This is a genomic window from Flintibacter muris, assembly GCF_943192995.1.
Lineage (GTDB): Bacteria > Bacillota > Clostridia > Oscillospirales > Oscillospiraceae > Lawsonibacter > Lawsonibacter muris.
The window spans coordinates 38193-64614 of sequence record NZ_CALPCP010000012.1 but is presented as its reverse complement, the minus strand read 5'-3'; the positions used below and the strand labels follow the sequence as shown (position 1 = coordinate 64614).

Sequence of the window (26422 nt, the reverse complement as noted above, 5' to 3'; positions counted from 1 at the left end):
GCATGAACACATATAATCATTTTACGGTTGAGGAAACCAACCTTTTGAGTATCTACATGACAGGCAGCAAGGAGGGGCTTTTGGTGGCTATGAACGCCGCGCTGCCCTTTATGGAGGGGGAAATGCGGGACTTTGCCGCCCGCACCCTTGCCAAAGTAGGGCGCATGACCGAAGCGGAATTTGCGGGGCTTGCCCTTTACCCCGCTGACGAGGTATGAGCGACATTAAGCGGCTAACGCCGCCCCAAAGCCGGAAAGTCAACGCCCTTGTGCGCCGGACTTGCTGCAATTATGATAGTGGAAACTGTATCTTGCTGGACGACGGGAACGAGTGCGTATGTCCGCAGCTTATTTCCTATTCCCTGCTCTGTAAATGGTTCCGCATTGCGGTACTGCCCGCAGATAAGGAGCTGTACGCCGAGCTTTACCATGCGGAGGATATGCGGCGGTGTAGCGTGTGCGGCTTACCTTTTGCGTCCAGCTCTAACCGGGCGATCTACTGCCCGGACTGCCGGAAACGTATCACCCGCAGACAGACCGCCGAGCGCATGAGGAAGCTACGGGCGAATGTGACGCGATAGGGGCGAAATGAGCCTTGATTTATGCGGCTTTCCGGGCGGGAAAATAAGGCGGCAAGGGATTTATACCTTTAACCCTCAAAATGGCGTCCTATTGCGTAACAATCCAATCTCTGCACCCATGAGAAAACCGGGGCGCGGTGGCTATCTGATAGCTGCCGCGTCCCGGCTTTCTTTTTATTCGGACAGTTCTTTTATATCCTTTATTCGGTTTCCCACTAAGATATAAAGTTCCCCGTCCTCTACCCTTATAATCAGAGTATCATTTTCATCGGGATAAGTCCCATATTCCACACGTTCTATATAGCCAGTAAGTGTATTTCCGTCCTCAAAAGTAATTTGCAGTTTACTATCTGCGTCAATATAGGTTTCCATTCCATAGCTGCCATTTTCTAATGTTATTCTGTAACATGGTGTAATATCAACGATTTTCATAATTATTCCCGTTCCTTTCCTTTCTCCCGTTCCGGCTGCTTCTCTGCCTGTAAAATGCTATCTATGTTCCGCTTGATAATGTCATATTCCTGTACCTGTTCTTTCAGCTTGCCATAGTCGGCATAAAGGCTTTCTTTCTGCGCTTGGAGCTTTTCATACTCTGCTTGCAGGGCGGGGACGCTGGGGAGCTTGCCGCCGATCTGCGCCGCCTTTAGTGCTTTTACCGCCGCTTCATGGAGGATAATACCCCGTTCATGCTCTGCCCGGTATTTCTCCTTATTCCGGGCTTTGCGGTAGGCTTCATAGAGGGGCTTTGTCTTTTGGTAGGTAGTGACATTCTTAATGAGCAACGCCATATCCGAAAGACGCTTTTCCGCTTCCTTTAGGCTGTCCCCCGCCTGTTCGCTTGCCGTGGCGATTTCCTCTATCCGGGTAAGCAGATCGGCGTACTGTTCAATCTTGTTTTCGGTAAGGAAGTTCATAGTCTTTGCCGCCTGTTTCAGATTGTGGATTTTCGCCCACTGTTCATAGCCCCGGCTCTGCTGCGCCTTGATACTGTTCTCAATGTCAATGAGAAGATTAACTCCTTTGCGTTCTGCCTTTGGAGCTTTGGCGGCACGGGTGCGCTTGCCCGCTATCCGTTCTTTTATGGCTTCCTCTGTATAATCTGCGCCGAGGGTTTTTAGACGGGTAAAGCGTTCCTGTCCCGGTGCGCGGCATGAGATATATTTTCCCGGCTTGATCTCATAGCCCGCCGCCTGTAACCGCTGCAATAATTCCTCAAAACTGGACACTTGGGGAATGAGCGCGTCCACGGCGATCTTTAACTTGCCTTTCCAGCTTGTCCCGGTTTTCTCCGCTTGGTACTCCGCATAGCTTTTTCCTTTGCTGCCCTTACCGGGGACGACGACGGAAAGCCCGTTGTCCCGGCATAGCTTGTCACTCATGTTCCGTATGCCGTAATACGTCCGCTTGTTGGAAACGTACTTATGATGATCTACGAAGTTGACTGCGCAGAAAATAATGTGGTTATGGATATGTCCCTTGTCAATGTGCGTCGTGAGTACATATTCATGCTGCCCTTTTGTTACCGCGTCGGCAAGCTGCCGCCCGATCTCATGGGCTTTCTGATAGTCCACTTCCCCCGGCGCAAAGGACTGTATCAAGTGAAAAGCTAAATTGTTTCCCTTATCCCGCGCTTGTGAGAGGGTATAGCCAAACTCAATATCTGCCGTTTCATAGCTGCACCCAAAAGAGGACACCAGCATTTTTCCGTCCGTCTTGTCCGGGTTTTCGATATAGTCAAGGGCTTTGCTCAAAGTGCTTTTAACAGGCTTAATCTTTGTAACCGCCATATCTCCGCAAGCACCCCCTTAATTTCCTCTATATCCTCTTTATAGGCGTTTCCCGTCGCGTTTACGCGACGTGCGATCTGATTGACATTGACACCGATTTTCTGTATCTCTGCTGTCATTGCCTTTATGTCCGTGTGGTCTACTTGGATAATATACCCGTCAATAGCAATCTTGCGCAGATATGCCGCCATGTTGCTTGTGGGGACAAGTTTCATTTTTTCCTCAATCAGTTTCCGTTCTTCTTCTGTCACATAGAATTTGACCTGTACCGTCCTTTTCCGTCCGTTCATGGTTTTTCGCTCCTTTCCGTTTTCATAGAGGGTTTGGGACACTTCCCAACAAGCAATTTCTAACCGACCGGGCGGGCAGAAATACGGAAAAGGGTACTCTTTTCCTATGCTTGCTATGAAAGTTTTTCTCTACTCCCTACAACACAGAAAAAAGCGATTATGCCAAACTCCATAAAAGAAAAACGCTGCAACCTCAAAAGATTTGCAACGCTTCATAGCCACTATTCAATTTTAGACGGACAGTGTTATTTTTCCTCACCCTCAACCTCTGCAATCTCCCGCGCCGTAGCGGTGACTATCCGTATTCCCGTATCGCTCATATCGTCCAGCAATGCGTCAAGCTGCCGCCGCTGGGTATTCTTCCCGGTGGGCTGCGCCAAAAGAAATTGATCTACTGAGATATTGTAACGCAGCATAAGCTCAAAGAATATCTGTAAGCTGGGGTGCTGCCCCTTATTTTCAATATTTGCAAGGTAGCGAGGGGATATATACATTTCGTCGCATACCTTTTTCCGGCTCTCCTTGCGTCCTGTCCGTGCCGCCTTGATTGCCGCCCCAAAAGCCATAAAGTCATATTGTGGTACTGGTCTTTTTGCCATAATTATTCACCCTGTTACATTTTACTGTTCACCTTTCTTTTTGGATATGCTTACACAGTTCCATTGATTAGCTTGAATAATTCCTTAAATACAATGTAGAAGTCTTGAATTTATTCGTCTAACCGCATATAATTATATTGATAGAGTTTAGCAAAAAGGAGAATGAAAAATGTTGGAGTTTATTTCTGCCCCGGAAGCAGCGAAGAAATGGGGCATTTCCGAAAGGCGGGTACAGAAGTTATGTGAGGAAAAACGCATACCCGGTGTGGCAAAATTTAGTCGCTTATGGTTAATACCAAAGGACGCAGAAAAACCTGTCGATAAATGTCTAAAAGGGGAAAGGGATAAAAATGAGTAAAATATTATTATTGGAAGATGATTTAAGCCTGATAAATGGATTAACATTCGCTTTTCAAAAGGCTGGATTTGAATTAGACATTGCACGGACAGTAAAAGAAGCTGATACCGCTTGGACGGAGGGAAAGTATGATTTACTGATTTTAGATGTTTCTCTCCCCGACGGTTCCGGCTTTGAAATTTGCCGGAAAGTCCGGCAGACATCAAAAGTACCAATCATATTTTTAACGGTTTCAGACGAGGAAATCAATGTGATTATGGGCTTGGATATGGGCGGTGACGACTATATTACGAAACCATTTAAGGTTAGCGTGTTAATGTCGCGGATCAATGCCCTGCTTCGTCGGGCAAATGACTTTGGCTCTGCTAATACAGAGCTTCACTCAAATGGTATTAAAGTCTTGCTCCTGCAAGGACAGGCATATAAAAACGGGGAAATATTGGACTTGACCGCAGCGGAATATAAATTGCTTTGTCTGTTTATGCAAAATCCTAACGTCCTGTTGTCTAAAGAGCAGATATTACAGAAATTATGGGACGGTGACGGAAATTATGTTGACAGTAATACACTGACTGTTTATATCCGCAGACTGCGTATCAAAATTGAGGATAATCCCAGCGAACCGCAAATGCTTCTCAATGTTCGGCGTATGGGGTATAAATGGAATATTATTTGTTGAGGTGAAGCATGGAATTGTTTACAAACAGAGATACCAAATTTTTATTTACAGGCATAACCGCTTTTATAGCTGGATTTTTATTATTGACGCAGATAGGAATATGGATATTCCGTGATAGCTGCATACCATTCATTTCTATTCTTTCTCTTATATCAGGAGGCGGCATAGCGGCTGTTTGCTTTTGGTATTTTTATCAGCAGCATAAATTGATTGGGGTGGCTGTATCAGCAATAGACAAATATCTGAAAGGCGATACCAACGCCCGCATTGATTGTGACAGAGAGGGTGAATTATATAAACTGTTCCATTCGGTGAACACTTTGGCTGCTGTATTAAATGCCCATGCTGAAAATGAATTTCGTTCAAAGGAATTTTTGAGAGATACCATATCAGATATTTCACATCAGCTTAAAACGCCCATTGCTGCTTTGAGTATATATAACGAAATGATACAAGGTGAAACAGACGATTTACCTGAAATAAAGAAATTTACTGTATTATCAGAGCAGGAACTAAACAGAATTGAAACATTGGTACAAAATTTGCTGGAAATTACGAAGTTAGACGCTGGTACTATCATCATAGAAAAAAGCGTTGAAAACATAGCTGATATGATAAGAGATATTGAACTGCATTTTGCATATCGGGCAAAACAGGAAAGAAAGGAAATTGTTTTATCCGGGGCTGATAACATCACACTCTTTTGTGACCGTGACTGGATTATTGAAGCAATCAGTAACATTGTGAAAAATGCTTTAGACCATACAGGCACAAATGATCGGATTGTAATTGAATGGAAAGGGCTTCCTGATTTGACACAGATTACAATAAAGGATAATGGCAGCGGTATTCACCCGGAAGATATACATTACATTTTCAAACGCTTTTACCGCAGCCGCTTTTCTAAAGACACACAGGGAATAGGGCTTGGTCTGCCGCTTGCCAAAGCGATTGTAGAAGCCCACGACGGAAACATTACCGTAGACAGCGAGTTAGGCAAAGGAAGTGTTTTCAATATCACTTTTCTAAATTCAGCTAAAATTACAAAATTGTAAGTTTCAATTCACTTGGGAGTAGGAAATAGATGTTATTCTTCTTGATAGAACGAAAGGAGGATAACATCTATGACTTTTTTACAATTTAAGAAGATAGCAAGGTGGTCTGGTTTACGGGCTGCTTTGCTTGGGGCAATGGGGCTTGTAACGCTTTTGTTCCCGGAATTTCTAAAAGGCAGTATAATCTATGCAGTTGCGGCTTATGCCATTTTGAATGGCGTATTAGGTATCTTAGACTTTCTTTCCGGCAGGGGCAAAGAGGAAAAGCATATTGCATACTTAAATCTTTTTGTAACGGCTGCGGCAATCCTGTTTGGCATTTTAAGTATGGTTTATTTCCGATACCTGATTAGTATTATTCCTGTTTTTTCGGGCGCATTGCTGCTGATTGAAAGTGTCGTATACTTTATAGCTGCCTTGTGTGCGGAAAGCAAACTGAAAGCTCTTTTAGTCGTTCTTTCCCTGCTTGTCGCAGGCGGCGGCGTAACGCTTTTGGTATTTACCTTTGGATTTGGCGGTTTAGAGCCACTTGCAAGAATTTTCAGCGGTCTGCTATTTTTATCTTGCGTAATAGAATTGCTGTTTGGACTGACTTACAAAAAAGTAAATTGTAATGGAGGTACAATATGAAAAGCTATCTTGATTTGATTCCCATATCTGCCAAAAACCACAAGAAGCAAGGAAGAATGACATTATTTTGTATTATCCTTTCCGTGTTTTTAGTGACAGTCATATTTGGTATGGCAGAAATGGCAATCCGTAGCCAGCAATATCAGGAGATTAAAACTGGCGGGAATTGGCACGTTATTTTTTCTGACATTGATCAGGAAACAGGGGCGTTAATACAGGTTCGCCCGGAAGTTGCCTGTTCCAGTTGGTATGCTTATGTGAAAGAAGCAAGCGGATTTTCTATTGACGGAAGAGCCATTGGCATAGCAGGAATAGATGGGGAAGCCTATGCTTCCATGTTTGAGCATGAACTTGTCGAAGGCAGTTTTCCAAAATCTTATAATGAAATTGTGTTATCAGAATCCGCCAAGTCCATATTAAAAGTGAAACTTGGAGATATGATCACAATTGATGGCATAGGGGAAACCTTTACAATTTCCGGCTTTGCCGCTGCTTCGGCAAACCAGATGCGATATGAAAGTTTTTCAGTATTGCTTTCAATGGAAGCTTTTCGCCGCCATATTCCGGCTGAAGATTATACAGAACAGTTAGTAGTGCAGTTATCTACTTTTTGCAATATGCAGAAAGTAATTGCAGATATCACACAGACCTTTCATTTGAATGAAAAGCAGGTGGCGCAAAACGGTAATCTGCTTATGGTTCTTGGACAGAGCAATGATAATTTTGTTATTCAGCTTTATGGCTGTGCAGTAGTATTGTTCTTTTTAGTATTGATTGCGAGTGTATTGATGATTACGAGTAGCCTTAATAGTAATGTGATGCAGAGGACAGAATTTTTTGGTATGCTCCGTTGCATCGGAGCTACAAAAAAGCAAATTATGAGTATTGTCCGCAGAGAAGGATTACGCTGGTGCAAATTTGCAATCCCTGGGGGTCTGGCAGGGGGCGTTGTGGTGGTATGGATTTTATGTGCAGTCCTTAAATGGATCAGCCCTGAGTATTTTGCGGAAATGCCCGTCTTTCGTGTGAGCGGAATCAGTATTTTCTGTGGAATTGCGGTAGGGCTTCTGACTGTACTGATTGCGGCGCAGTCACCTGCCAAAAAAGCTGCCGGTGTTTCACCGCTCATGGCGGTTTCCGGTAATGCCTATCAGATAAAGTCGGTCAGGACAACAGCTAATACACGTTTCTTTAAAATTGATACATCATTGGGTATTCACCATGCTGTATCGAATCACAAAAATTTCATTTTAATGATCGGCTCGTTTGCAATAAGTATTATTCTGTTTTTGGCATTCTCTCCGGCAATCAACTTTATGAACCATGCAATCAATGCCGTGGAACCATACACACCGGATGTTTCCGTTATCAGCAAGGATAATTCTCTTTCTGTGCCAAAAGAGTTGGCGGAACAGTTTGGAGATCAGGATTTTGTGAAACGAGTGTATGGCAGAATGTTCGCCTATGATATACCAACTGAGGAAAACCGGCAAATAAATCTCATTTCTTACGAAGAACATCAATTTGACTGGGCTGACGAAAATTTGATCGAAGGGGCTGTCGAAGATGTATTTTCCACAGAAAATGCGGTGTTAGCCGTTTATAATTCGGATTATTCACTACATGTAGGCGACAAAATTATTCTGGATGCGAATGGTGTGTCACAGGAATTAAATATTGTGGGCGTTCTTTCTAAGAGTCCTTTTACGAACACTCCGGGAACCGCTAACATCATTTGTACGGAGGACACATTTCAGCAGCTATGGGGAGAATCACAATATACGATTTTAGATTTGCAGTTTAAGCGAGGGACAACAGATGAAGATGTAAATGCTATCCGTGAGATGGCTGGTTCGGAGTTCACTTTTTCGGATCGCCGCCAAAGTAATCAGCAGGCACTTGGAAGTTACTATTCGTTTGCATTATTTGTTTATGGATTTTTAGCAGTTATAGCTTTGATTACTGTATTTAATGTAATAAACAGTATTAGTATGAGTGTATCTGCCCGAATGAAGCAATATGGGGCTATGCGTGCTATTGGCATGAGTACCCGACAACTTGTAAAAATGGTAACTGCGGAAGCAGTGACATATTCGCTTGTGGGAAGTCTGGCGGGCTGCCTGATTGGATTGCCTATACACAAATATTTATTTGAACATATGGTAACTGGTCGATGGGGTGATCCGTGGAATATTCCAATCTCTATTTTAGCCAGTATTGTTTCAATGGTAATAATAACCGCTATTGCCGCTGTCGGAGGACCCACCAAACGTATTCATAATATGTCTATTATTGATACAATCAGTGCGCAATAACTTATAAAAACGTAAATAATAATGGAGGTACAATATGAACTTATTAGAGGTAAATTCTATTTATAAAACTTACGGCGCAGGTGAAACCGCCGTCAACGCATTAAAGGATGTAAATTTTTCTGTTGCGAAAGGAGAGTTTATTGCGGTTGTTGGAGAATCCGGCTCTGGAAAAAGCACACTTCTCAATATGATTGGTGCGCTTGATACGCCAACTTCGGGCAAAGTGTTTATTGACGGAAAAGAAACATTCACATTAGAAGATGAAGAACTTACGATTTTTCGCCGCCGAAATATCGGATTTATCTTTCAGGCTTTTAATCTCATACCTGAATTAAATGTTGAACAAAACATTACATTCCCGTTACTGCTTGACTATAAGAAACCCGATCTTGCTTATTTAGAGGAAATATTAACCGTATTGAATTTACAGGAGCGGCGGTATCATCTTCCCCGGCAGTTATCAGGCGGACAACAGCAGCGTGTAGCAATCGGCAGGGCATTGATTACCCGCCCTATGCTAATCTTAGCGGACGAACCGACCGGAAATCTTGATACACAGAACAGTAATGAAGTCATTGCACTTTTGAAAAATGCGTCCAAACGGTATGAACAGACAATTATTATGATTACGCATAACAGGAGCATTGCTTCTACCGCTGACCGTGTACTGCAAGTGTCGGACGGTATCATAACAGATTTTGGGAGGTGCGGCGAATGAAAGGCTATCTTGGTCTTGTTTCAGAATATGCAAAAGTCCATAAAAAGAAAAACCGCCTTACTATTATCTGTATTGCCATTTCTGTCATGCTGGTAACGGCAATTTTCGGAATGGCAGATATGAGCCTGAAAGCCCAAAAAGATGAAGCAATACGGCGGTATGGAAACTGGCATACGATAATTTCCAATATCCCTTTAGAAACAGCGGACGCTATCAGCAATCGAAAAGACGTGTCTGTTTCCGGCTTTTTGGGTATGGCTTCCAGCACAACCTATCAGGGAAAAGAATTGATTATCCAAAGTAGCAGCGAGGAACTTGCAAAACAAATGAATTTATCAGTTACGCAAGGTCATTATCCTGTTTCGGAAACAGAAGCATTGTTAGACAGACAAGGTTTGGAGCAATTCGGTCTTTCTATTGGAGATATGATTGAAATTGTATATAGCGACGGGCAGACAAGACAATATCAGATTTCAGGCACTTATGGCGATTTTTCCAGTTTGCAGGGAACAGACGCGCACGGATTACAACTGGCAGAGGGTGGGCTGCGCTTCCTGCCGGAAACAGAGTATCAAGAGTATAATTATATCCAATTTAAGAATGGAACCAATATTAACCGTGCAAATGAAGAAATAAAAACCGAATTTTCCCTGACAGATGAACAGATTTCCACAAATGTTATGCTTCTTGGCTTAATGGGGCAAAGCAAAGACACTACCATGTTGGAAGTCTATCTTACTGCGGCAATTCTTTTTCTTCTTGTTGCCATGACTGGAACATTTATGATCGCCAGCAGCTTTAATATGAGCATTTTAGAGAGGACACAGTTTTTCGGCTTATTGCGTTGTCTTGGGGCTACAAAACGGCAGATCAAAAGATATATCCGCAGGGAGGGATTATTATACTGCCTGAAAGCAATTCCCGTCGGATTACTTTCGGGGAGTGTCATTCTATGGATTGCAATTTATGTATTAAATGCAATTAACTCACAATATCTCCCGGAAATGCCACAGTTTCAATTTAGCTTCCCCGGTATATTAGCGGGTACGGTAATAGGCGTTTTTGTTGTAATGCTTGCGTCAAGTTCTCCGGCTAAAAATGCCGCAAAGGTATCTCCGCAAACAGCCGTAACAGGGAATATCAATCAGACTGCTCACCAAAACTTCAAAAAAGCGTCTAACACAAAAGCATTTCATGTAGATACGGCTATGGGACTGCGCCACGCCTTTTCTAACAGGAAAAGTATGGTTTTAATTGCGGGTTCTTTTGCAATCAGTATTACCCTGTTTTTGTGTTTTACCATATTGATTACGTTTATGAACCACGCGTTAAGTCCTTTGAAGCCTTATGCGCCGGATTTGTCGATAGAGGGAAATGCGCCGCATATTTCTCTGCCCCATTCCCTGAAAGAAGAAATAGAACAGCTTCCGGGAACAGATAAAGTATATGGGAGAATGTTTTGTACGGATATTCCCGCAAATGACAAAAAAGGCTCCAATATGGCAACTTTAGTTTCTTATGACGACCCTCAATTTTTATGGGCAAGCAATGTGCTGATTTCCGGGGATATTGAAAATGTTCAGAATGGAAACGGCGTTTTAGTGGATTATGGCTATTCACAGGAATTTAATTGGGAGATTGGCGACATTATCACATTGGATATTAACGGCACAACACATGAAACAACGGTTTCCGGCATTGTGTCTGATGTTCCACTGGATTCTTCCAATGGGGAATGGATTATTGTCTGCTCCGAAAATACGTTTACCGCTTTAACGGGAATTACAGATTATAAAATTATTGAAGTTCAGGCAAATACAGATATAGCCGGACAGATTAGGAACCTGATTACTCCCGATATGAAACTACTTGATATGCGGCAACACAATGAGGAAGTGCGCACAGGGTATTTTGCTATGGCGGTTTTTGTTTATGGATTTCTGATTGTGATTGCGTTGGTAGCTTTAATCAATATTATTAACACTGTCAATGCAAGCGTTTCCAGCAGGATCAATCATTATGGTGTCATGCGGGCAGTCGGAATGTCGGGGAAACAAATTCAAAAGGTAATACGGGCAGAAGCCGCAGCTTACGCTATCACTGGCAGCATTGCCGGGGCTATATCAGGGTTATTCCTGCACCGCTTTTTCTTTGAAATGCTTATTACTTCTAATTGGGGACAGAAATGGGAACCGCCATTCTTGGTTCTTGCCGTAGTAATTTCAGCGGCAATCCTGACTACATTTATTGCTGTCATTGCACCGTCCCAAAAAATTAGAAAGACAAGTATTGTAAATGTGGTAAATGCGGGGTGACTGACTATGAAAAAAATCTTAATTGTAGATGATTACCCTGAATTTTTAGAGGGATTAAGCTATGTTCTGAAAGACCATTATGAAGTAACGACCGCAGGCAATTTGACAGAAGCCAAAAAACAGTTGTCAACCACTTCATTTGATGTGATTTGCTCTGACTATGCAATGCCGGACGGGACAGGGCTTGATTTGTTAGAATTTTGCAGACACGAAAAGTTTTCTACATTATTTATTCTTATGTCTGCTACACGGGAAAACCATATTGTCGCAGAAGCAAAATTTTATGGTGCGATATTTATGGAAAAGACAGATAGTGATTTGATTTCGCTTCTTCGAGAAAGTGCAAACTAAAAATTCATATATAATTGTATTCCCTGCCGCACGACGGCAAAAGAAAAAAAGCCGTCGTACAGCAGAGATATTTTCACACGCCTATTCTTACACGGCGGCTTTTGAGAGATCAAAGCCGCCGTTTCTTTTTTATCTTCTCAAGAAATGACGCGGTTTCACTGGTAAAAGCGGCGGCTAAAGGAGGTAGCCGCCATGAAGCACAAACCGTATCGACAAATTCCGACGGTCATTGACATATCAAAAAAAGCACGTCCACCACCGGGGCATACTCTACCCATGAATATGAACTGTCTAATCAACTAAATACTGCTTACAATTCCTTTGCGTCCGTTTGCATTTTGCAGACGGGCGTATTTTGCTTTATCCTCAAAACTTTTTTCAAAAAGACCTGCTTTCGTTTGGCAGTTTTTGAAATTTTTGTGGTGTGGGGTATGAAAGGGGAAATCAAACAATCACCCGCTTTCGCGGACGCGAAAGGAGGTGAGAACATGAACGAACCTAATCGTACCGAATGGGAAATACGTTGCGCTTTTAACGGTTTCTGCAAACGGGCGTTGAAGTATGAAGCAAGCAACGCCCACCGTGACGTAAGACACCACCAACTGCGTGAAGTTGCTTTTTCAAGCCTGTTGCCACAGGAAGAAGAACAGCTTTACACAACTGACCGTCATTTTGCGAATGAAGAAGCTGATGATAAGTCTTTTTATGTGGCTGGAATGGAAATTACGCCGAAACTTTTGGCTGACGCTATACACGCGCTGCCGGAAGAAAAACGCGACACGGTATTACTGTATTATTTCTTTGAAATGAGCGACCCGGAAATAGCGAAGCTCCTTAATATTTCAAGGAGTACGGTACAGTACCGACGGACAAGCTCTTTTGAGCTGCTGAAACGCTATTTGGAGGAACGAGCCTATGACGAAGAACAGTAACAGCGATTATGACGAACGCGGTTTGTTGCCGTTCCCGGTAATCATAGCCGCGACCAAAGGCGACCCGGACGCAATGAAAATTGTGTTGAGCCATTACGAGGGCGATATGCTTGCCCTGTCTGTCCGCAAAATGCGCGACGAGCGCGGTAATACATATTACGGGACAGATCAGGACATATACGACCGTCTGCGTTCCCGGCTTATCCGGGCGGTATTGGATTTCAAGGTCTGATATATCCCCGTGTTTACGATCCCCTTTCCGCAAACACGGTATGTTTGACCTGTTTTGAACCTTGACAAAGAAAGCGGCGCAAGATAACGGCGGCGCAGCATAGGGCAGATCGGGTACGTCCCTTTTGCGCCGAGCCATACGGCGGGTGCGCCATGACACTATCCCGGTAGGTTTTTTCCTGCCGGGACAGCCGAGCGACTAACACCGCGCCGGGGAGCAAGTTTAGCAGCTTGCGGGCGACGACCGCGCAGAATATACAATGATACTCCCTTACCGCCACAGTCCGAGCGTTCAAAGCGTCGCAGGCAATGGGTAGGGCTGCATGAGAACCATGCAGGGGTGAAACTCCCGTGAGGTTATGCTGATAACCGCCCGATCACAGCCCCTTTTTAACTATTAACCTTTTACCCATTTTGAAAGGGGGATTTATAGAAATGAACAATGCTGATGTGCCTATTTGGGAAAAGTACACGCTTACCATTGAAGAAGCGTCAAAATATTTCCGCATTGGGGAAAACAAGCTGCGGAAACTTGCAGAAGAAAATCCCACGTCGGGCTGGGTGATCTTGAACGGGAACCGTATTCAGATCAAGAGGAAACAGTTTGAAAAAGTCATTGACACGCTGGACGCAATTTAGCAAAAAGATAGTGAAAAAGAGCCTTGAATATGCTATAATAGATGTAGGCATATCAAGGCTCTTTCCGACACGGAAAGGAGCAAAACAATGTCGGAGAAAAGACGTGATAACAGAAACCGCATTTTGCGTTCGGGAGAGAGCCAAAGAAAAGACGGGAGATATGCTTACAAATATACTGATACTTTTGGCAAAGTGCAATTTGTCTACGCTTGGAAGTTAGTACCTACGGACAAGACCCCTGCCGGGAAGCGTGACGACATATCCCTTAGAGAAAAGGAAAAAGAGATACAGAAAGACCTTGACGACGGGATAGACACAATCGGTAAGAAAATGACGGTCTGCGAGCTTTACGCGAAGCAGAACCGCCACCGGGGAAATGTAAGGTACAACACCACAAAAGGGCGTGAGCGGCTTATGAAGCTGCTGGAAGCAGATAAACTTGGTTCCTGCCCTATTGATAGTGTGAAGCTGTCCGACGCGAAAGAATGGGCGTTGCGCATGAAAGAAAAGGGAATATCCTACAAGACCATAAGCAACGACAAGCGTTCTCTGAAAGCTGCTTTTTACACAGCGATACAGGACGATTGCATAAGGAAGAACCCCTTTGACTTCCAGCTCAACACCGTGATCGAGGACGACACAGAGCCGAAAGTACCTCTCACAGCGGAACAGGAAGAAAGCCTTTTATCCTTTATGGAAAGTGATAGCGTCTATCAGAAATACCGTGACGAGGTTATCATACTGTTAGGGACAGGGCTTAGGATTTCCGAACTCTGCGGGCTGACTGAAACCGACCTTGACTTTGAAAACCGGGTAATCAATGTAGACCACCAGCTTTTACGGAGCGCAGAAACCGGGTACTACATAGAGAAGCCCAAAACGCAGAGCGGTATCAGACAAATTCCAATGAGTGAAAAAGTGTATGAAGCGTTGGGGCGCGTGTTGGAGAACCGCAAGGGAGCAAAGGCGACCACCATTGACGGGTACAGCAATTTCCTTTTCCTCAACCGGGACGGTTGCCCGAAAACGAATGTGAACTATGCTACCATGTTTCGGGGGCTTGCAAAGAAATATAACAAGTGCCATGAGGAAGCGTTACCGAAAGTAATGACACCCCACACCCTACGCCATACGTTCTGCACCAACTTAGCCAATGCCGGAATGAACCCGAAAGCGTTACAGTACATTATGGGACACTCCAATATCACCATGACGCTGAACTACTACGCACACGCTACATTCGCTTCCGCAAGGGCTGAAATGGAAAGGCTGATTGCATAGCCATAAGCAGAATTTACTACTTCTTTTACTACCGTTGAGAGGGAAAACCTAAAAGGTTTTGAGAGTATATGAGAACTTCTCCCCATATCTAAAATGCCGGGAAAGCCCGAAAATACGGGCTATACCGACATATAAGAACTTCTAAAGAGATAATCTAAATTCACCCATAATTTTACACTAAAACTCCATTCTTTTCCATTTAAGATGCCAGTCCCCACTTTTTTTGTTATTTCTAAGGAAGGGTTTGTGGGTTCTGTTTCAAAGTTAAATGGAGAGAAAATATGTAGACCGAAGGAGCGGCGCTCAGAGAAAATGGTATCCCGGATTGGTCGGGGATATTGGATGGTATCTACATAACTGTCGCACTCTCGGAAACCATTGGTGGAGTGCAGCTCCTCGCCGGTGGGAACGCCGCTTTCATCTAGCGGATACTCCAAAAATTGGTTATCTTTTCCCTGCCGCATCCAACGGGCCATATTGACCATTGTGGACGCCTGATCCCAAATCAAGTTACCCTTGACTTGGGACTCACTATTGTAAATGGAATAGGCCATCATCTCCCGCAGAGTATAAGCTCGGCGCACACCGTCAGGATCTCGGAACACGCCTCCAGTCTCTACAATGACCCGATACTTGGTGCGTAGATTGCCGTCCGCGTCGTGGATATACTCGGACCAACGCTCCATCGCCTCATCCTTGCTCCAACCGGCAACGTCGCCGCCGGACTGATTGTCCTGTTCACTCAGCCGGCCCAGGAGATAGAGGAAAGCGTCATTAGCCTTATAGACCTTGTATAGGTTGCCAGGAGTCACAGACTCAGCGTCAGTGCCCCACATGGAGGTATAGTCGCCGTCCTTCCAACCAGAGGACCAGGAGTTGGAATTGCAATGAAACATCTGCTCCTTTTGCTGATCCGTAATACCGCTTTCCGCCTGAAATTCGTCAGCGGTAGTTACCCAGCGTTTATTATGGCCAGAGGTAGCATCGTAGGAATAGACGCCCTGCGTCACAGAAGATCCAGCCATAAGCTGGGCTGCGTCAGCGCCTTTTCCGTTGTACTGCATGGCGCAGGAGTTGTACCAGGTGATGTCGCTGCGGCATTTGTCGGCGGACCAGCCGTTACTCCAGACCACATTAAGGGGAGTACCAACGACATGCCAAGTGCCCCAGTCATTGGTGTTCAGGTCAGTGACAACGCCCTGGGGGAACTCGATCAGGGTGAACCGGAGGAATGTCCGCTCCGGGTCAGTAGACCAGTCTACATTGGAAGTGGTAGGCTTTTTGCCGCCGGGACTGCCAGGGTTGTAGGCCCCCACGCCCCCAGTGGGATCGTTGGCGCTGACCTTGGCAGGAGCGCGGTAGACCGTCTGGGGACAGAATTTGGTCAGCGTCACGCTGGGGTCGGCACTGTAGGCTCGGTCGATGACATAGGGCAGCTCATAGCTGAGGTCGCTCAGTCCGTCATCCTGGGATTCGTACTCCGTCCAGCTGTCGTACTTCCAGTAGGGCACTCCGTCCAAAGTGTAGCTGTGCAACTGTGCAGGGTCACCCTTGGCCCGGCTGACGCTCACCATCTGATCGGATTGGCGGATCACCAGAGTCTCACCGCTGGCCATTGCTTCTTTCTGGAGCAGAGCTAACTGCTCAGCCAGTCCATAGCTGGCAGGAATGACATACTCAAACCGGGTCAGGCGGGAACTGAACTGCTTGCCGCTGTCCCGGTCATAAGCGATGCTGGGAATTACATCGGGCAGGTTGACCAGAACACTGTCCTTGTTGGCCCAGCCAGTGCCGTCCAGGTCGCTGCCGATCCAGCCGCTGTCCTGGTAGCCGATCTTGATGCGTTCGCCGCCCTTGTCCTCCAACAAGGCGAAGGGTACGGCGGTAGGAATCGTGGTCGCCTGAGCGGTGCCGCTCTCGGTGCGATAGACGGTCATGGGCTGGTTGCCGCCATTCCAGCCGGTAGTGCCTGCCACGTTCAGCTCGAAGCTGCCGGTGGGTGCGTAGGGGTTAGAACTGTTATCTGCGGCAAAGGCGGAGATTGGGAGCATACCAGCGGCCATAATGACAGCCAGCAGACCGGAAACAGCTCGTTTCCAGTGCGCTTTCATACATTTTAGCATTAAAACTTCCTCCTCGTATAACGGATTTTGGGGATGAAAAAGGACCGCACAGAATTGTGCAGTCCTTGCGGATGTGATTCTTTACTTGTAATTGGGGCTGTTCATGTGTGGGATAGGTGGTTTTAAGTGCATTCTTCCTCCTAGCTGTTATTTACATTCCATACATCAACACTACTTCCAGTGTAAGAAACACGATCAGGATAGCGAGTCCAAACTTCTAAGTGATAGGTTTTGTTGTCTCCTCGATAGCTGTCCAAATTGCCCATGTTGCTGTATGGGTTTTGAATATCAGGCCACTGAACTGTCTCGCCAGCATTCCCATCAGTGTAATAAAATGCGTTTATATGATTGGGAGAGCCCAAGGCTATAACCACATGCCATATTTTCCCGTTGTCGTTCCGTACTCTAAAAATAATATCTCCGGGCCTAATTTGGGCCAGATCCTCTAACCGGCGTCCAGGATTAACTGTATCTCCAAAAATGAGCGAACTAACCATACTGGCATAGGCTCCACAACCATAAACATTGCTGACATGATAACTACGCATAATCTGTCCGCTCACAGTACTTGGAATCTCGTTTTTGTGAGTACCAGGGGTGTTGTGAGTTCCCCAGACAGTGTCGGTAGGCCAATCTTTTTCAATCTCCCGAAGCAGCTCCAGCACATTTTCTTCTGTGATAGGCTTGCCGTTGGTGAGGTAGCCATCCCCAATGCCTTGAAGTGCAGCCTGTCCATCTCCAGGCTTTCCACCGTTCAGCGCCCGGTAGATCAAAACGGCGATATTCCCCCGGGTGATGGAGGCCCCGTCCACCGCACAATCTGGGAGCAGGCCCAGCTCAGCCGCTTTGTCGCAGGCGGTGGCATAGGTCCACTGGTTGGCTGGGTAGTCCAGATAGCGGAGCATGACGGTACAGGCCGCCGCCGGGGTTACCGGATCGTTGGGGCCGAATTGCTTGTTTCCATACCCGGCCATCAGCTTTTTTTCTGCGCAGTAACCGGCAAAGGGCATAGCCCACTCCGGAACATCAGTAAAGGGACAGATGGTGCGGTAGTAGGCGGCATTCCGGTCCATATCCCCGGTTTCATCCGAGAGCCGGGTCAGAATAACGGCCAGCTCCGCCCGGGTCAGGCCAGAGGATAGGTTCAGATTGCCGTTCTGGTCCCCGGTCAGGATGCCGTTTTCTTTCAGCCAGGCCGCCGCCGTTTCCTGCTCCGTTTGGACGGCCAGGGCAGGAATGGCAAGCGACAGGGTCAGTGCGGCACTTAGCAGCAAGGTCAAGATCCGTTTCATTGTCAATGCCCCTTTCATACTCATAAACTCAATTTTTCGGTTTGTTTCCCGGGATAATTTGAGCATAATACGGAACTTGCGCCCTGTCAAAGGATTATTCCAAATCCCTTTGCCGATATTTTGAACTTTGCCGGATTTATTTGATTATTTGTTTCTCACCTCCGTTTTTGAGCGTATTCCCTCACAAAAAGTTATTTGTAAACCTTTTATGAACGAACCTCCACCGCTTGTACCACGACCCGGCTCTCCGGGTGGTCGGCCAGGCAGGTGGTGAGGGTGAGGCGGTTGTCGGCGGTGGCCTGGAGGTAACTCCAGTCGGTGTTGGAGATGATCTTTACCGTCTCCACCGCATAGGTCCGGGTGCCGTAGATGGTGGTGTAGGTGATGGTGTCCCCCTGCTTCAGGTCCTTGATGGCACCGATGGCGTACTTGGTTCCCCGGTTATGGCCACATGCCCCGACGTTGCCGTCCCAGGCGGAGGTGGAGCTGTAATGCCCCAGGCCCTTGGACATACTGGTACTGGTTTCACCCTCCCAGACCTTCATGTTGATCTTGAGGGACGGAATCTTGATGGTGCCGATGCTTCCATCCTTGTAGGCCATCCCCTCCACGCTGGTATAGGCGGGCTGCTGATAGGTGGGATAGGTGGGGGTGGTGGGGACCGTGGGCGTCTGAGTGCCGGTGGAACTGCCAGGACTGCCAGCCTCCACCAGCACCGTAATGGGGCCGCCGCCGCTGACGCCATAGCCGCCCCCGCCGGTTGTCACCGTCTGCTGGAGGCCGGGGAGGATGGTCCGCTCCATCACGCCAGTCATGGTGGTGCTCTGGAGACCGTACTCCAGTTCGGGAACCTGGTAGTCCACCACGTTCCTGCCGCCGTAGTTATACTGGCTGCCGTAGATGTCCTCATAGCTGGTACTCTTGTAGTAGTCCTGGGGCGCGTCTGTGGTGAAGGAGTAGTCCGCCGCCGCATAGACGGAGGGGGTCAGCGCCAGCAGGGCCAGAATAGGCAGGATCGCTTTGGTCAGGTTTTTCCAGGTTTTCATTTTGCTTCCTCCTCTTGCTCAGTTTCTTCTTCCGGTTCTTCCTCCTGGAACTGCCGCAGCGCCCGGCGGGAGCGGAACAACAGCACACCCAGGGTGGCGATGGTTCCCGCGCCCAGAATCCCCAGGGCATAGGGCAGGACCTTCCCGGGCAGACCAGCCATAGCAGCGCTGTCCCGATCCGGGAGGATATTGATGCCGCCGGTTTCGGTCCCCAGGTAGGTCACCTTGTAAGTGACACTCTCCACATCGCTGCGGGTGATTTCCCCCACATAGTCAGCGGAGGTGACATACCCGGTGGCCACCTTGGAATACGTCTTGCCGGAGTAGGTCGCCACCGCCTGATAGGAGGCCGGAGCCAGAGCGTCCCCCACCAGGTCAGTGCCGATAACCTGCCAGTCCACGTTGGACAGATTCAAAGTCACGCCGTCCTTGACGGTGGTGGCCGGGACGTAGGACATATCGTTGCGGTCCAGCGGCCCGATTGTCTTGGTGGCGGTGACAGTCCTGGCCTGGCTGGTATAGCCGGCGGCCTCAGTGCGGATGGCGGTGTGGTCCAGATTCAGAACGCCGGAGTAGGTACCGTCATCGTAGTCCAGCGTAGCCGCCAGTTGGGTCAGGATGGTCCCCAGGTCCTTGGTATCGGTTTCCAGCGTGACCGTCTCGGTGTGGTACTTCCGGTCCGACACTTGGTTTTCCTCCTTCACAATATCCGCGAAGGTGTAGTGCCAGCCCTCCTGTTCAAAGGGGTCCTCAATCAGCGTCTGAGGGTCGGTGCCAGGGGGCAGGGTGTAGGTCTTGATGAGCTGCTGGCTGCCGTTGAGGTTCTGAACAGTGGTGTCGGTAGGCACCTCCAAGGCGCAGGCGTTGGTCACCAGCGCCGCCGCCAGCAGCAGACAGGCGAGCAGTCGCTTCATTGCCGTTTCCTCCTTCTCCAGAAAAATACCGCGCTGAGCAAGGCCAGTGCGGCCGCCAGGGTGATGGGTGCGATGAGTTTCATGCTTGTTTTTCCTCCTTGACGATATATTCTACTGCGTACTCCGGGTGGTCCCAGAGCGACGCCAGCAGTCTGAGTGAGTGCTCCAGCGCCTTTTCGGTGTCCCGCTTTTGGCGTTTCACAAAGGCGTGCAGGAGCAGGTAATCCCCGTTGGGGCAGGGGGTGAAGATGATCCGCACCACCACCCGGCCCTTCTCCCGAAGTTCATAGAGGCTTTGGTACTTTTCAATGGAGAAGTGCTTGTAGTGGGGCTCTTTCAGCTCCGGGAGGGGCGTCTGAGAGAGATAAAAAATCTGCCGGACCAGCTTGTCCCGCAGCTTGGGCTCCAGCCCCTCAATAAACTCCGCCGCTTGAGCAGGACTATCCGAGGGCTTATAAATTTTGATACGATCCATGTTCTCTTCCTCTCTTATGTAGTTTCTGCCAGCCGTTTGAGGTGGGCCAGGAAGTCCTCGGCAAACAGCTCCGCAAAATCCGGGCTGCCGCTGATCCACCACACCGGGTCGGGCAGGGAGCGGTAGATGTTGTCATATTGCAGGCAGATCAGCAAAAATTTCTGTTTGGGGTCGGCCTGTTCCGCCGTGTGAAAAATCTGGGCGATGGTCTCCTGGACGTTCTCATAGTCCTGATAATAGTCACAGAGATCGTCAAAGAACTGGCCGGCGAAGATGCTTCCAAATACGGCCATAGCATCCCGTTCCGGGGAGCCGTCCTCCGTCGTCAGTCCCATCCGCCGCAGCCGCTGGGCGGCGGAGTCCTCAAAGGGACTGTGGGGGCGTTGGTGGTTTGTCATTGCTGTCACCTCCTTTTGGGCATAAAAGTAGCCTGACACCCGCAAGTGTCAAGCTTATAAATGAAAATTTTATATGACGAAACCGACCTATAAATTGACCAAAAGGCTTTTGTGTGCTATACTGTTTACAGTAAAGAAAGAAGTGGAGTGCTGCTCTATGCCGAAACAATATACCATTACTCCGCTCAGCGAACTTCCGTTACGAAACGATTTTATGTTCAGCCAGGTTATGCGGACGGAAGAAATTTGCAGATTGTTTCTGGAATCTCTGCTGGGAATTGAGATTCAGCGTATTGAGTTTCTTGACCGCCAGAAAGACTTTACCGATAGTTATGAGTATCACAGCATTCGCTTGGATGTATATTTGAAGGATGAACAGGGTACTGTTTTCAATGTGGAAATTCAAGCGGACCGCCGGGATAATCTGCCCCGCCGGGTCAGGTTTTACCAGAGCGGCATTGACCGCGGCGAACTGCCCAAGGGTGCGGACTATGCCAACCTTTCCGAGAGCTATATTATTTTCATCTGTGATTTCGACTGCTTCCACATTGGCAAGGCGGTGGGTGAGCGGGCAGCTTTCTTGAAGGATACCGACGTCCCTTACGAGGATGGCTCTCATGTGTTTTTCCTCAACAGCCGGTACACAGAGGCCAACGCCAGCAAACCTATTTTGGAGTTTTTAGACCTGGTTCGTACAAACGATGTGGAAAAGCTGTACGAGACGCCCCTGGGACAAATGGCCAGAGAGCGGATGCAAGAGGTACGCAGTGACAAGGAACTGGAGGTGTCGTATATGACGTATGCGCAGAAAATGATGGATGAACGTAGAATCGGATATATGGATGGCTTGGAAGATGGTATGGAAAAAGGCATGGAAAAGGGCATAGAAAAGGGTATGGAAGAAGGACTAAAAAACGCCGTTGCCGCTTTGAAGGGCGTTCTTGACCCCACAGTCATTGCGGAGCGTTTCAAAATGTCCCTGGATCAGGTCATGGACATTCTCGGTCAGAAATAGTCTTTATGAAATCAGGGCGGCCCCAGTATGATGAGACTGCCCTGATTTTATTTATGAGACCTTGGCCCTTTCTTGCAGAAACTCCAGGAACAGTTTTTCGATTTCCTGGTCGCTGCCGAACTTGTCCAGATAAGGAGCAAATTGTTTGCGATTGAAAGAAATCTTCTTGGGTGGAGCCGTCAGCCGTTTTTCCGCTGCGTCTCGGGCTTCGCGCCAAGCCGCGTACATTTTCTGTCGGCCGGCAGTTGGAGGAGGACATTTGCGGACAATGTGCTGCATGATGGCCTTGTTCATCGGATAACCCTCAATAGAACACATCTCGGTAAACGCTTGCTGAGACTCAGAGTCATAGTCAGCCATGAGATCAGCGCAGGCCAGGTTCAGCTGCTTGGGCTTCTGCTCCAGAATATCAGCTAATTCGGGGATGAGCTGTGTCAGCTTGATGGCTTTCCGAATCTCATACTCGGTGACACCAAAAAATTCGGCAACCAACTTGCGAGCGTTGTACCTTTGGCGATTTTCGCCAAAGGTTTTGTCACCATCTGCATCTTCCGACCTTTGGCGATTATCGCCAAAGGTTTCTAATGTGGCATTTCTCTGACCATTCCGATTTTTGGCATCCAGAAGGGCTTTATACGCTTTTCCCCGCTCCACAATGGAAAGGCCCTGCCGCTGGATCAGGTTGGTGGAGGTAGCAATTACGATGGCTCGGGCATCATCGGCTTCCACAACCTCCGCAGGGATTGTAACCCATCCGGCCAGCCTCGCGGCAACTACACGGTTATGGCCGCTCAAAATCTCATACATGTTTGCGTTGCTGGGCCGGACGATGATCCTGACGAACAGTCCATCCTCCTGAAGCTGCTCCGCCAGAGCCGACAACTTCTCCGGGGGATAGGGACGAAAGCCGATGTCCGCTGTGCAGAAGGACACCAGTCTGTCCAGTGGGAGATCGCTGAGTTCAGCGGCAGAAACCGGCACTTTCTCCCGAAAAATCTGCTGGTAGGCTTCATCGCTGGTTTGTAATTCTGACGCCTGCTGAGTAGCTGCCATACGCTTTCTCAGCATATCGTTCATTTTTGCTTTAGGCAAGTCTCAGCACCTCCTCCGCCAGACTGCGGTAGGATTCAGCGGCGGCGTTCTTGGGAGCGTATTCAAAAATGCTCTGCCCGGCGGCAGGACACTCCGCTACCTTAATGGAGTATTCAATGGGCCGCTCAAAAACATGGAACGCCTCGCCGTAGATCTCGCTCACGCTCTCCCGGACACTGTGGCACAGTTGAGGGCGAGATTGATACATGGTCAGCAGGATACCGGCAATTTGGAGTTTGGGATTGAATTTCTCCCGCACCGACTTGACCAACTCCAGCACTTCCGGGATACCCTCACTGGCCAGAAAGTGAGCCTGGACTGGGACAATGCAGTAGTCCGATGCCACTAAAGCATTAACAGTTAAAAGTTCATGTTTCAATCCGCAGTCGATTATGATATAATCATAGCTGGCCCGCAGGTGGTTTAACAGATCGGCCATGATGTGCTCACTGACTCGTTCTGCATCCCCCACAGCATTGTACTGAGAAAGCTGCATAACCTGGAGCCGGGCTGCGGCATCTGCCAGCCGGCGGTTGGCAGGGATCAGGTCAATGCCGGTATCCGTGTGAATGATAGCCTTCTGCAAGTGGTAGTCCAGGTCCTCCGGGTAGTCGATGGCAGCCAGCAGAAGGTTGGCCAAGGTTCGGGGCTGCTCGGCGGGAGTGTAACCCAGGCCAGCGGTCAAATTGCCTTGGGGGTCATTATCAATCAATAAAACTTTTTTATTTGCCGAGTTCAGTGCGGCTCCGAGATTGATTACAGACGTGGTCTTGCCGACGCCGCCCTTTTGGTTTGATACAGAAATCGTTTTGTTTGACATATTCAGATCCTCCTAAAATTTTTCTTCTGTAACTTCGGCGATATAAGGCCAAAATCTCCATTTGCAACCCATTTGCAAAACGGATAACAAAGTATAAAAAAGGAAGGGAAAGAATAACAAATAGGGTGATATCCGGTCTATTTGCAATAAAGTCCCGAAAGCCTTGCGAATACTGGGGTCGGTGGTTAAAAAGAAAACCGGGCTATGAGTCTTTTTTACAAAAACTCATAACCCGGAGGTTGCAGGTTCAAGTCCTGTCCCCGCAACCAGAAAAACAGCCGTTTTCAATAGGAAAGCGGCTGTTTTTATAACTTTTTGATAGTCTTACATTTTTATCCATATAGAATAATTCAACTTTAGTTCAACTCGCTTCTAAAACTCACCCGTTTTTCAGAAATACATTGGCGAGTATGTCGGCGTTCTTCTGGTCGGCTTGCTCCATGACATGAGCGTAAATGTTCGCTGTGGTGGATACCTGAGCATGTCCCAGACGTTTACTGATGGACACGCTGTCAACCCCGTTGAAGTATAGGAGACTTGCCATTGAATGACGGAAAGCGTGTGGATTGATATGTGGCAATCCGTGGCGCTTGCTGAAATTCTTCAGCCAGGTGTTCACGTTGTCCGGGTGCATGGGCTTGCCACTGTCCTGAGCGAATAGAAAGCCCTGGTCTTGATAGTATCCTCCCAAGCGTAACCGCTCCCCACTTTGCCACGCCCGGTATTGGCGTAGAAGCTGCATTGTCTCAGGGGGTAGGGTTATGAAGCGGTCAGAGGTGGACGTCTTTGGCGTGTCCTCATAAATACCCCGGTCGGAACTGTAAAGGACATTGTTACAGATATGGATTCTGTTCCCCTCAAAATCTACCTTGTCCCATTTCAGCCCCAGTAACTCACCCCGGCGGGCCCCCGTGATAAGGAGCAAGTGGACCAGCGTTTTCCACTTGATGGGCTCCCGCTCCAATGCGGACCGGATAGCAGCCACCTGTTCCAGCTGGAAGTAGTTGACCTCTTTCCTCTGGACTTTTGGCAAGGTGGCTTTGCTTGCCACGTTGAACGGGACAAGGCCCTCTTTCGATGCCTGGTCTAACACAGTACTGATTAACCGATGATGTTCAACAACCGTTTTTGGGGACAGTGTACGGATATTCTTCTCTACGGTAAAGGTCTTATCCAGGGCACGCCCCAGGGCCTCAGAAATGGCTTTTGCGGCCTCCACGTTGACCGGCTTACCCTTCACAGCGGCATATACCGCCCGGAGGGAAACGCCCGTGGAATCGGCGATACTGGCCCGTGTTAGGCTGTTTTTCTTTATGAGCGGGACAAGATCAATTTTTGCTGTGGCGTGGGTGCTCCCGGCCCCGCTCCCCTCTTTCCCCAGGGTGGTATAGAGGGCATTGAGATGATCAGCCCGGAGGTCTTTCAGCTTGATATGACCGATGACGGGATAAATCCGCTCTGTCAGTTCCCGATAGCGTACAATGGTGCTGTGTTTGGCCCCCCTGGCCTCTTTCGTCTCCAGAACATAATCACAATATGCCTGGAATGTTTGGCGGCTATCCGATGTGATCCCCGCCCGGCATTCCTTCTCAAAGGTCGCTGCAAAGTCAGCGGCCTTTTTTCGTGCGCTCTTTTCTGTCCAGGTGGGAGACACGTCAAAGGTGGCCGTCCAGGGCTTCAACTGCTTCCCGTCTGGCCCCCGGCCACGGTGGACACGGATAGAATAAGAGATTAGCTTGCCGGTTTTGTTGCGGCGCTCTTGGAGATTAGCCATTATTACTTCCCCTTTCGCAAATTTTTCTAATTTTAAACTCTAAAAAATCAAAAACATCATCAATCAAGGATTCATATTCATATACACTGCATCGTCCGATTTCTTTTCCATTCTTTGTAAGTTGATATTCAATTTTGTCTAAATCCTGACTCATTTCTACAATATGGTCTGCAATATCTATAGGACCCATGTTTTTTATATCTGAAAAAGTTAAATCTGCATGTTTACTATGGTCTAAAACACTTTTATCATATCCAAGTGAAAAGAGAAGGGCAGAGAACAATATCCTCTTGTCACATATCTCAGAAATCATTTTTTTTAGAGGAGCAGATTCAAAATCTGCATTTGTTTTGAAATCATCATATCCCATTAACCACTCAAATCGAACGGGTGAAAACAACTTGACAATCAACTCAGCTGCATCAGCTGTCAAATTACGACGTCCATTGACAATATAAGAGACATGCTCTTTTGTATATCCTATTTTCTCTGCAAGGTCTTTTTGGCTTATACCTTTTTCTGATAACAAAATTTTTAGTCTTTCACCCCTTATCGTGTTAATTTTAGTACTTTTCTTTTCCATAAAACACCACACCTTAAACAGTCAAAAATGTTTTTTGACTGTTTATATAATTAACTTTTTATGTTATAATTAAACCACGATACCGAAAGAAATGCAAGCATTTTCTTTTTATATCGTGTATTATTTTTTA

Annotated in this window: 29 protein-coding genes; 15 read left to right on the top strand and 14 right to left on the bottom strand. The window is 47.3% G+C overall.

Annotation, left to right across the window (positions count from 1 at the left end; all coding sequences use genetic code 11):
- The first annotated feature begins 2 nt into the window (after positions 1-2).
- Together NFS22_RS11365 and NFS22_RS11360 are read left to right on the top strand one after the other, a co-directional pair.
- Complete coding sequence (locus NFS22_RS11365) at positions 3-218, top strand: transposon-transfer assisting family protein (protein WP_251317883.1); 216 nt, start codon at positions 3-5, stop codon at positions 216-218.
- On the top strand, positions 215-580 hold the full coding sequence (locus NFS22_RS11360) for a cysteine-rich VLP domain-containing protein (protein WP_251317882.1): 366 nt from the start codon (positions 215-217) through the stop codon (positions 578-580). The genes NFS22_RS11365 and NFS22_RS11360 overlap by 4 nt, the downstream gene beginning before the upstream one ends.
- A 174-nt stretch (positions 581-754) precedes the next feature.
- On the opposite strand, the gene NFS22_RS11355 is transcribed toward NFS22_RS11360, so the two are convergent.
- The 4 genes from NFS22_RS11355 to NFS22_RS11340 form a co-directional block, all read right to left on the bottom strand.
- The gene (locus NFS22_RS11355) at positions 755-1012 is read right to left on the bottom strand and encodes a hypothetical protein (protein ID WP_251317881.1); all 258 of its coding nucleotides are present in this window, start codon (positions 1010-1012) and stop codon (positions 755-757) included.
- Positions 1013-1014: 2 nt separating this feature from the next.
- A complete protein-coding gene (locus tag NFS22_RS11350; RefSeq protein ID WP_251317880.1) occupies positions 1015-2367 on the bottom strand; it encodes a relaxase/mobilization nuclease domain-containing protein in 1353 nt (450 codons plus the stop codon).
- Positions 2328-2657, bottom strand: a complete 330-nt coding sequence (locus NFS22_RS11345) for a plasmid mobilization protein (protein ID WP_172529929.1) — start codon at positions 2655-2657, stop codon at positions 2328-2330. Before NFS22_RS11345 ends, NFS22_RS11350 begins: the two co-directional genes overlap by 40 nt.
- A 245-nt stretch (positions 2658-2902) precedes the next feature.
- Positions 2903-3256 (bottom strand): helix-turn-helix transcriptional regulator, encoded by a 354-nt coding sequence (locus NFS22_RS11340; protein WP_251317879.1) that lies wholly within the window; start codon positions 3254-3256, stop codon positions 2903-2905.
- Between the two features lie 169 nt (positions 3257-3425).
- On the opposite strand from NFS22_RS11340, the gene NFS22_RS11335 reads away from it, so the two are divergent.
- The 12 genes from NFS22_RS11335 to NFS22_RS11280 all read left to right on the top strand — a co-directional run bounded on the left by NFS22_RS11335 (position 3426) and on the right by NFS22_RS11280 (position 14760).
- Positions 3426-3614 carry a helix-turn-helix domain-containing protein gene (locus NFS22_RS11335; RefSeq protein WP_251317878.1) on the top strand — a complete coding sequence of 63 codons (189 nt, stop codon included), beginning with the start codon at positions 3426-3428 and terminating at the stop codon, positions 3612-3614.
- Complete coding sequence (locus NFS22_RS11330) at positions 3607-4293, top strand: response regulator transcription factor (protein WP_251317877.1); 687 nt, start codon at positions 3607-3609, stop codon at positions 4291-4293. The genes NFS22_RS11335 and NFS22_RS11330 overlap by 8 nt, the downstream gene beginning before the upstream one ends.
- An 8-nt stretch (positions 4294-4301) precedes the next feature.
- Entirely contained in the window at positions 4302-5348 is a 1047-nt protein-coding gene (locus NFS22_RS11325; RefSeq protein ID WP_251317876.1) for a sensor histidine kinase, read from the top strand.
- Between the two features lie 69 nt (positions 5349-5417).
- A complete protein-coding gene (locus NFS22_RS11320; protein WP_251317875.1) occupies positions 5418-5978 on the top strand; it encodes a hypothetical protein in 561 nt (186 codons plus the stop codon).
- Positions 5975-8293, top strand: coding sequence for an ABC transporter permease (locus NFS22_RS11315; RefSeq protein ID WP_251317874.1), 2319 nt, complete (start codon positions 5975-5977; stop codon positions 8291-8293). The genes NFS22_RS11320 and NFS22_RS11315 overlap by 4 nt, the downstream gene beginning before the upstream one ends.
- A 34-nt stretch (positions 8294-8327) precedes the next feature.
- A complete protein-coding gene (locus NFS22_RS11310) occupies positions 8328-9011 on the top strand; it encodes an ABC transporter ATP-binding protein (protein ID WP_251317873.1) in 684 nt (227 codons plus the stop codon).
- The gene (locus tag NFS22_RS11305; protein ID WP_251317872.1) at positions 9008-11326 is read left to right on the top strand and encodes an FtsX-like permease family protein; all 2319 of its coding nucleotides are present in this window, start codon (positions 9008-9010) and stop codon (positions 11324-11326) included. Before NFS22_RS11310 ends, NFS22_RS11305 begins: the two co-directional genes overlap by 4 nt.
- A 6-nt stretch (positions 11327-11332) precedes the next feature.
- Positions 11333-11677 (top strand): response regulator, encoded by a 345-nt coding sequence (locus NFS22_RS11300; RefSeq protein WP_251317871.1) that lies wholly within the window; start codon positions 11333-11335, stop codon positions 11675-11677.
- Between the two features lie 488 nt (positions 11678-12165).
- Positions 12166-12609 carry an RNA polymerase sigma factor gene (locus NFS22_RS11295; RefSeq protein WP_103240158.1) on the top strand — a complete coding sequence of 148 codons (444 nt, stop codon included), beginning with the start codon at positions 12166-12168 and terminating at the stop codon, positions 12607-12609.
- Positions 12593-12841, top strand: coding sequence for a helix-turn-helix domain-containing protein (locus tag NFS22_RS11290; protein WP_251317870.1), 249 nt, complete (start codon positions 12593-12595; stop codon positions 12839-12841). The genes NFS22_RS11295 and NFS22_RS11290 overlap by 17 nt, the downstream gene beginning before the upstream one ends.
- A gap of 434 nt (positions 12842-13275) precedes the next feature.
- Entirely contained in the window at positions 13276-13479 is a 204-nt protein-coding gene (locus tag NFS22_RS11285) for an excisionase (RefSeq protein ID WP_103240047.1), read from the top strand.
- An 87-nt stretch (positions 13480-13566) separates the two neighbouring features.
- Entirely contained in the window at positions 13567-14760 is a 1194-nt protein-coding gene (locus tag NFS22_RS11280) for a tyrosine-type recombinase/integrase (RefSeq protein ID WP_251317869.1), read from the top strand.
- A 119-nt stretch (positions 14761-14879) separates the two neighbouring features.
- Here the strand turns inward: NFS22_RS11280 and NFS22_RS11275 are convergent, their stop codons facing one another.
- The 6 genes from NFS22_RS11275 to NFS22_RS11250 form a co-directional block, all read right to left on the bottom strand.
- Positions 14880-16883 (bottom strand): hypothetical protein, encoded by a 2004-nt coding sequence (locus NFS22_RS11275; RefSeq protein WP_251317868.1) that lies wholly within the window; start codon positions 16881-16883, stop codon positions 14880-14882.
- A 140-nt stretch (positions 16884-17023) separates the two neighbouring features.
- Entirely contained in the window at positions 17024-18175 is a 1152-nt protein-coding gene (locus tag NFS22_RS11270) for an S-layer homology domain-containing protein (protein ID WP_251317867.1), read from the bottom strand.
- 206 nt (positions 18176-18381) lie between these two features.
- The gene (locus tag NFS22_RS11265; RefSeq protein WP_251317866.1) at positions 18382-19221 is read right to left on the bottom strand and encodes a sortase; all 840 of its coding nucleotides are present in this window, start codon (positions 19219-19221) and stop codon (positions 18382-18384) included.
- Positions 19218-20135 carry a hypothetical protein gene (locus NFS22_RS11260; protein ID WP_251317865.1) on the bottom strand — a complete coding sequence of 306 codons (918 nt, stop codon included), beginning with the start codon at positions 20133-20135 and terminating at the stop codon, positions 19218-19220. Before NFS22_RS11260 ends, NFS22_RS11265 begins: the two co-directional genes overlap by 4 nt.
- A 79-nt stretch (positions 20136-20214) precedes the next feature.
- A complete protein-coding gene (locus tag NFS22_RS11255) occupies positions 20215-20610 on the bottom strand; it encodes a type II toxin-antitoxin system RelE/ParE family toxin (protein ID WP_251317864.1) in 396 nt (131 codons plus the stop codon).
- 14 nt (positions 20611-20624) lie between these two features.
- The gene (locus NFS22_RS11250; protein ID WP_251317863.1) at positions 20625-21008 is read right to left on the bottom strand and encodes a hypothetical protein; all 384 of its coding nucleotides are present in this window, start codon (positions 21006-21008) and stop codon (positions 20625-20627) included.
- A 157-nt stretch (positions 21009-21165) separates the two neighbouring features.
- On the opposite strand from NFS22_RS11250, the gene NFS22_RS11245 reads away from it, so the two are divergent.
- Positions 21166-22023, top strand: coding sequence for an Rpn family recombination-promoting nuclease/putative transposase (locus NFS22_RS11245; RefSeq protein WP_251317862.1), 858 nt, complete (start codon positions 21166-21168; stop codon positions 22021-22023).
- A gap of 51 nt (positions 22024-22074) precedes the next feature.
- On the opposite strand, the gene NFS22_RS11240 is transcribed toward NFS22_RS11245, so the two are convergent.
- The 4 genes from NFS22_RS11240 to NFS22_RS11225 form a co-directional block, all read right to left on the bottom strand.
- The gene (locus tag NFS22_RS11240; RefSeq protein WP_251317861.1) at positions 22075-23115 is read right to left on the bottom strand and encodes a ParB/RepB/Spo0J family partition protein; all 1041 of its coding nucleotides are present in this window, start codon (positions 23113-23115) and stop codon (positions 22075-22077) included.
- Complete coding sequence (locus NFS22_RS11235) at positions 23108-23935, bottom strand: ParA family protein (protein ID WP_251317860.1); 828 nt, start codon at positions 23933-23935, stop codon at positions 23108-23110. Before NFS22_RS11235 ends, NFS22_RS11240 begins: the two co-directional genes overlap by 8 nt.
- 379 nt (positions 23936-24314) lie before the next feature.
- Positions 24315-25709 (bottom strand): site-specific integrase, encoded by a 1395-nt coding sequence (locus tag NFS22_RS11230; RefSeq protein ID WP_251317859.1) that lies wholly within the window; start codon positions 25707-25709, stop codon positions 24315-24317.
- A complete protein-coding gene (locus NFS22_RS11225) occupies positions 25702-26292 on the bottom strand; it encodes a helix-turn-helix transcriptional regulator (RefSeq protein ID WP_251317858.1) in 591 nt (196 codons plus the stop codon). The genes NFS22_RS11230 and NFS22_RS11225 overlap by 8 nt, the downstream gene beginning before the upstream one ends.
- Positions 26293-26422: the final 130 nt, after the last annotated feature.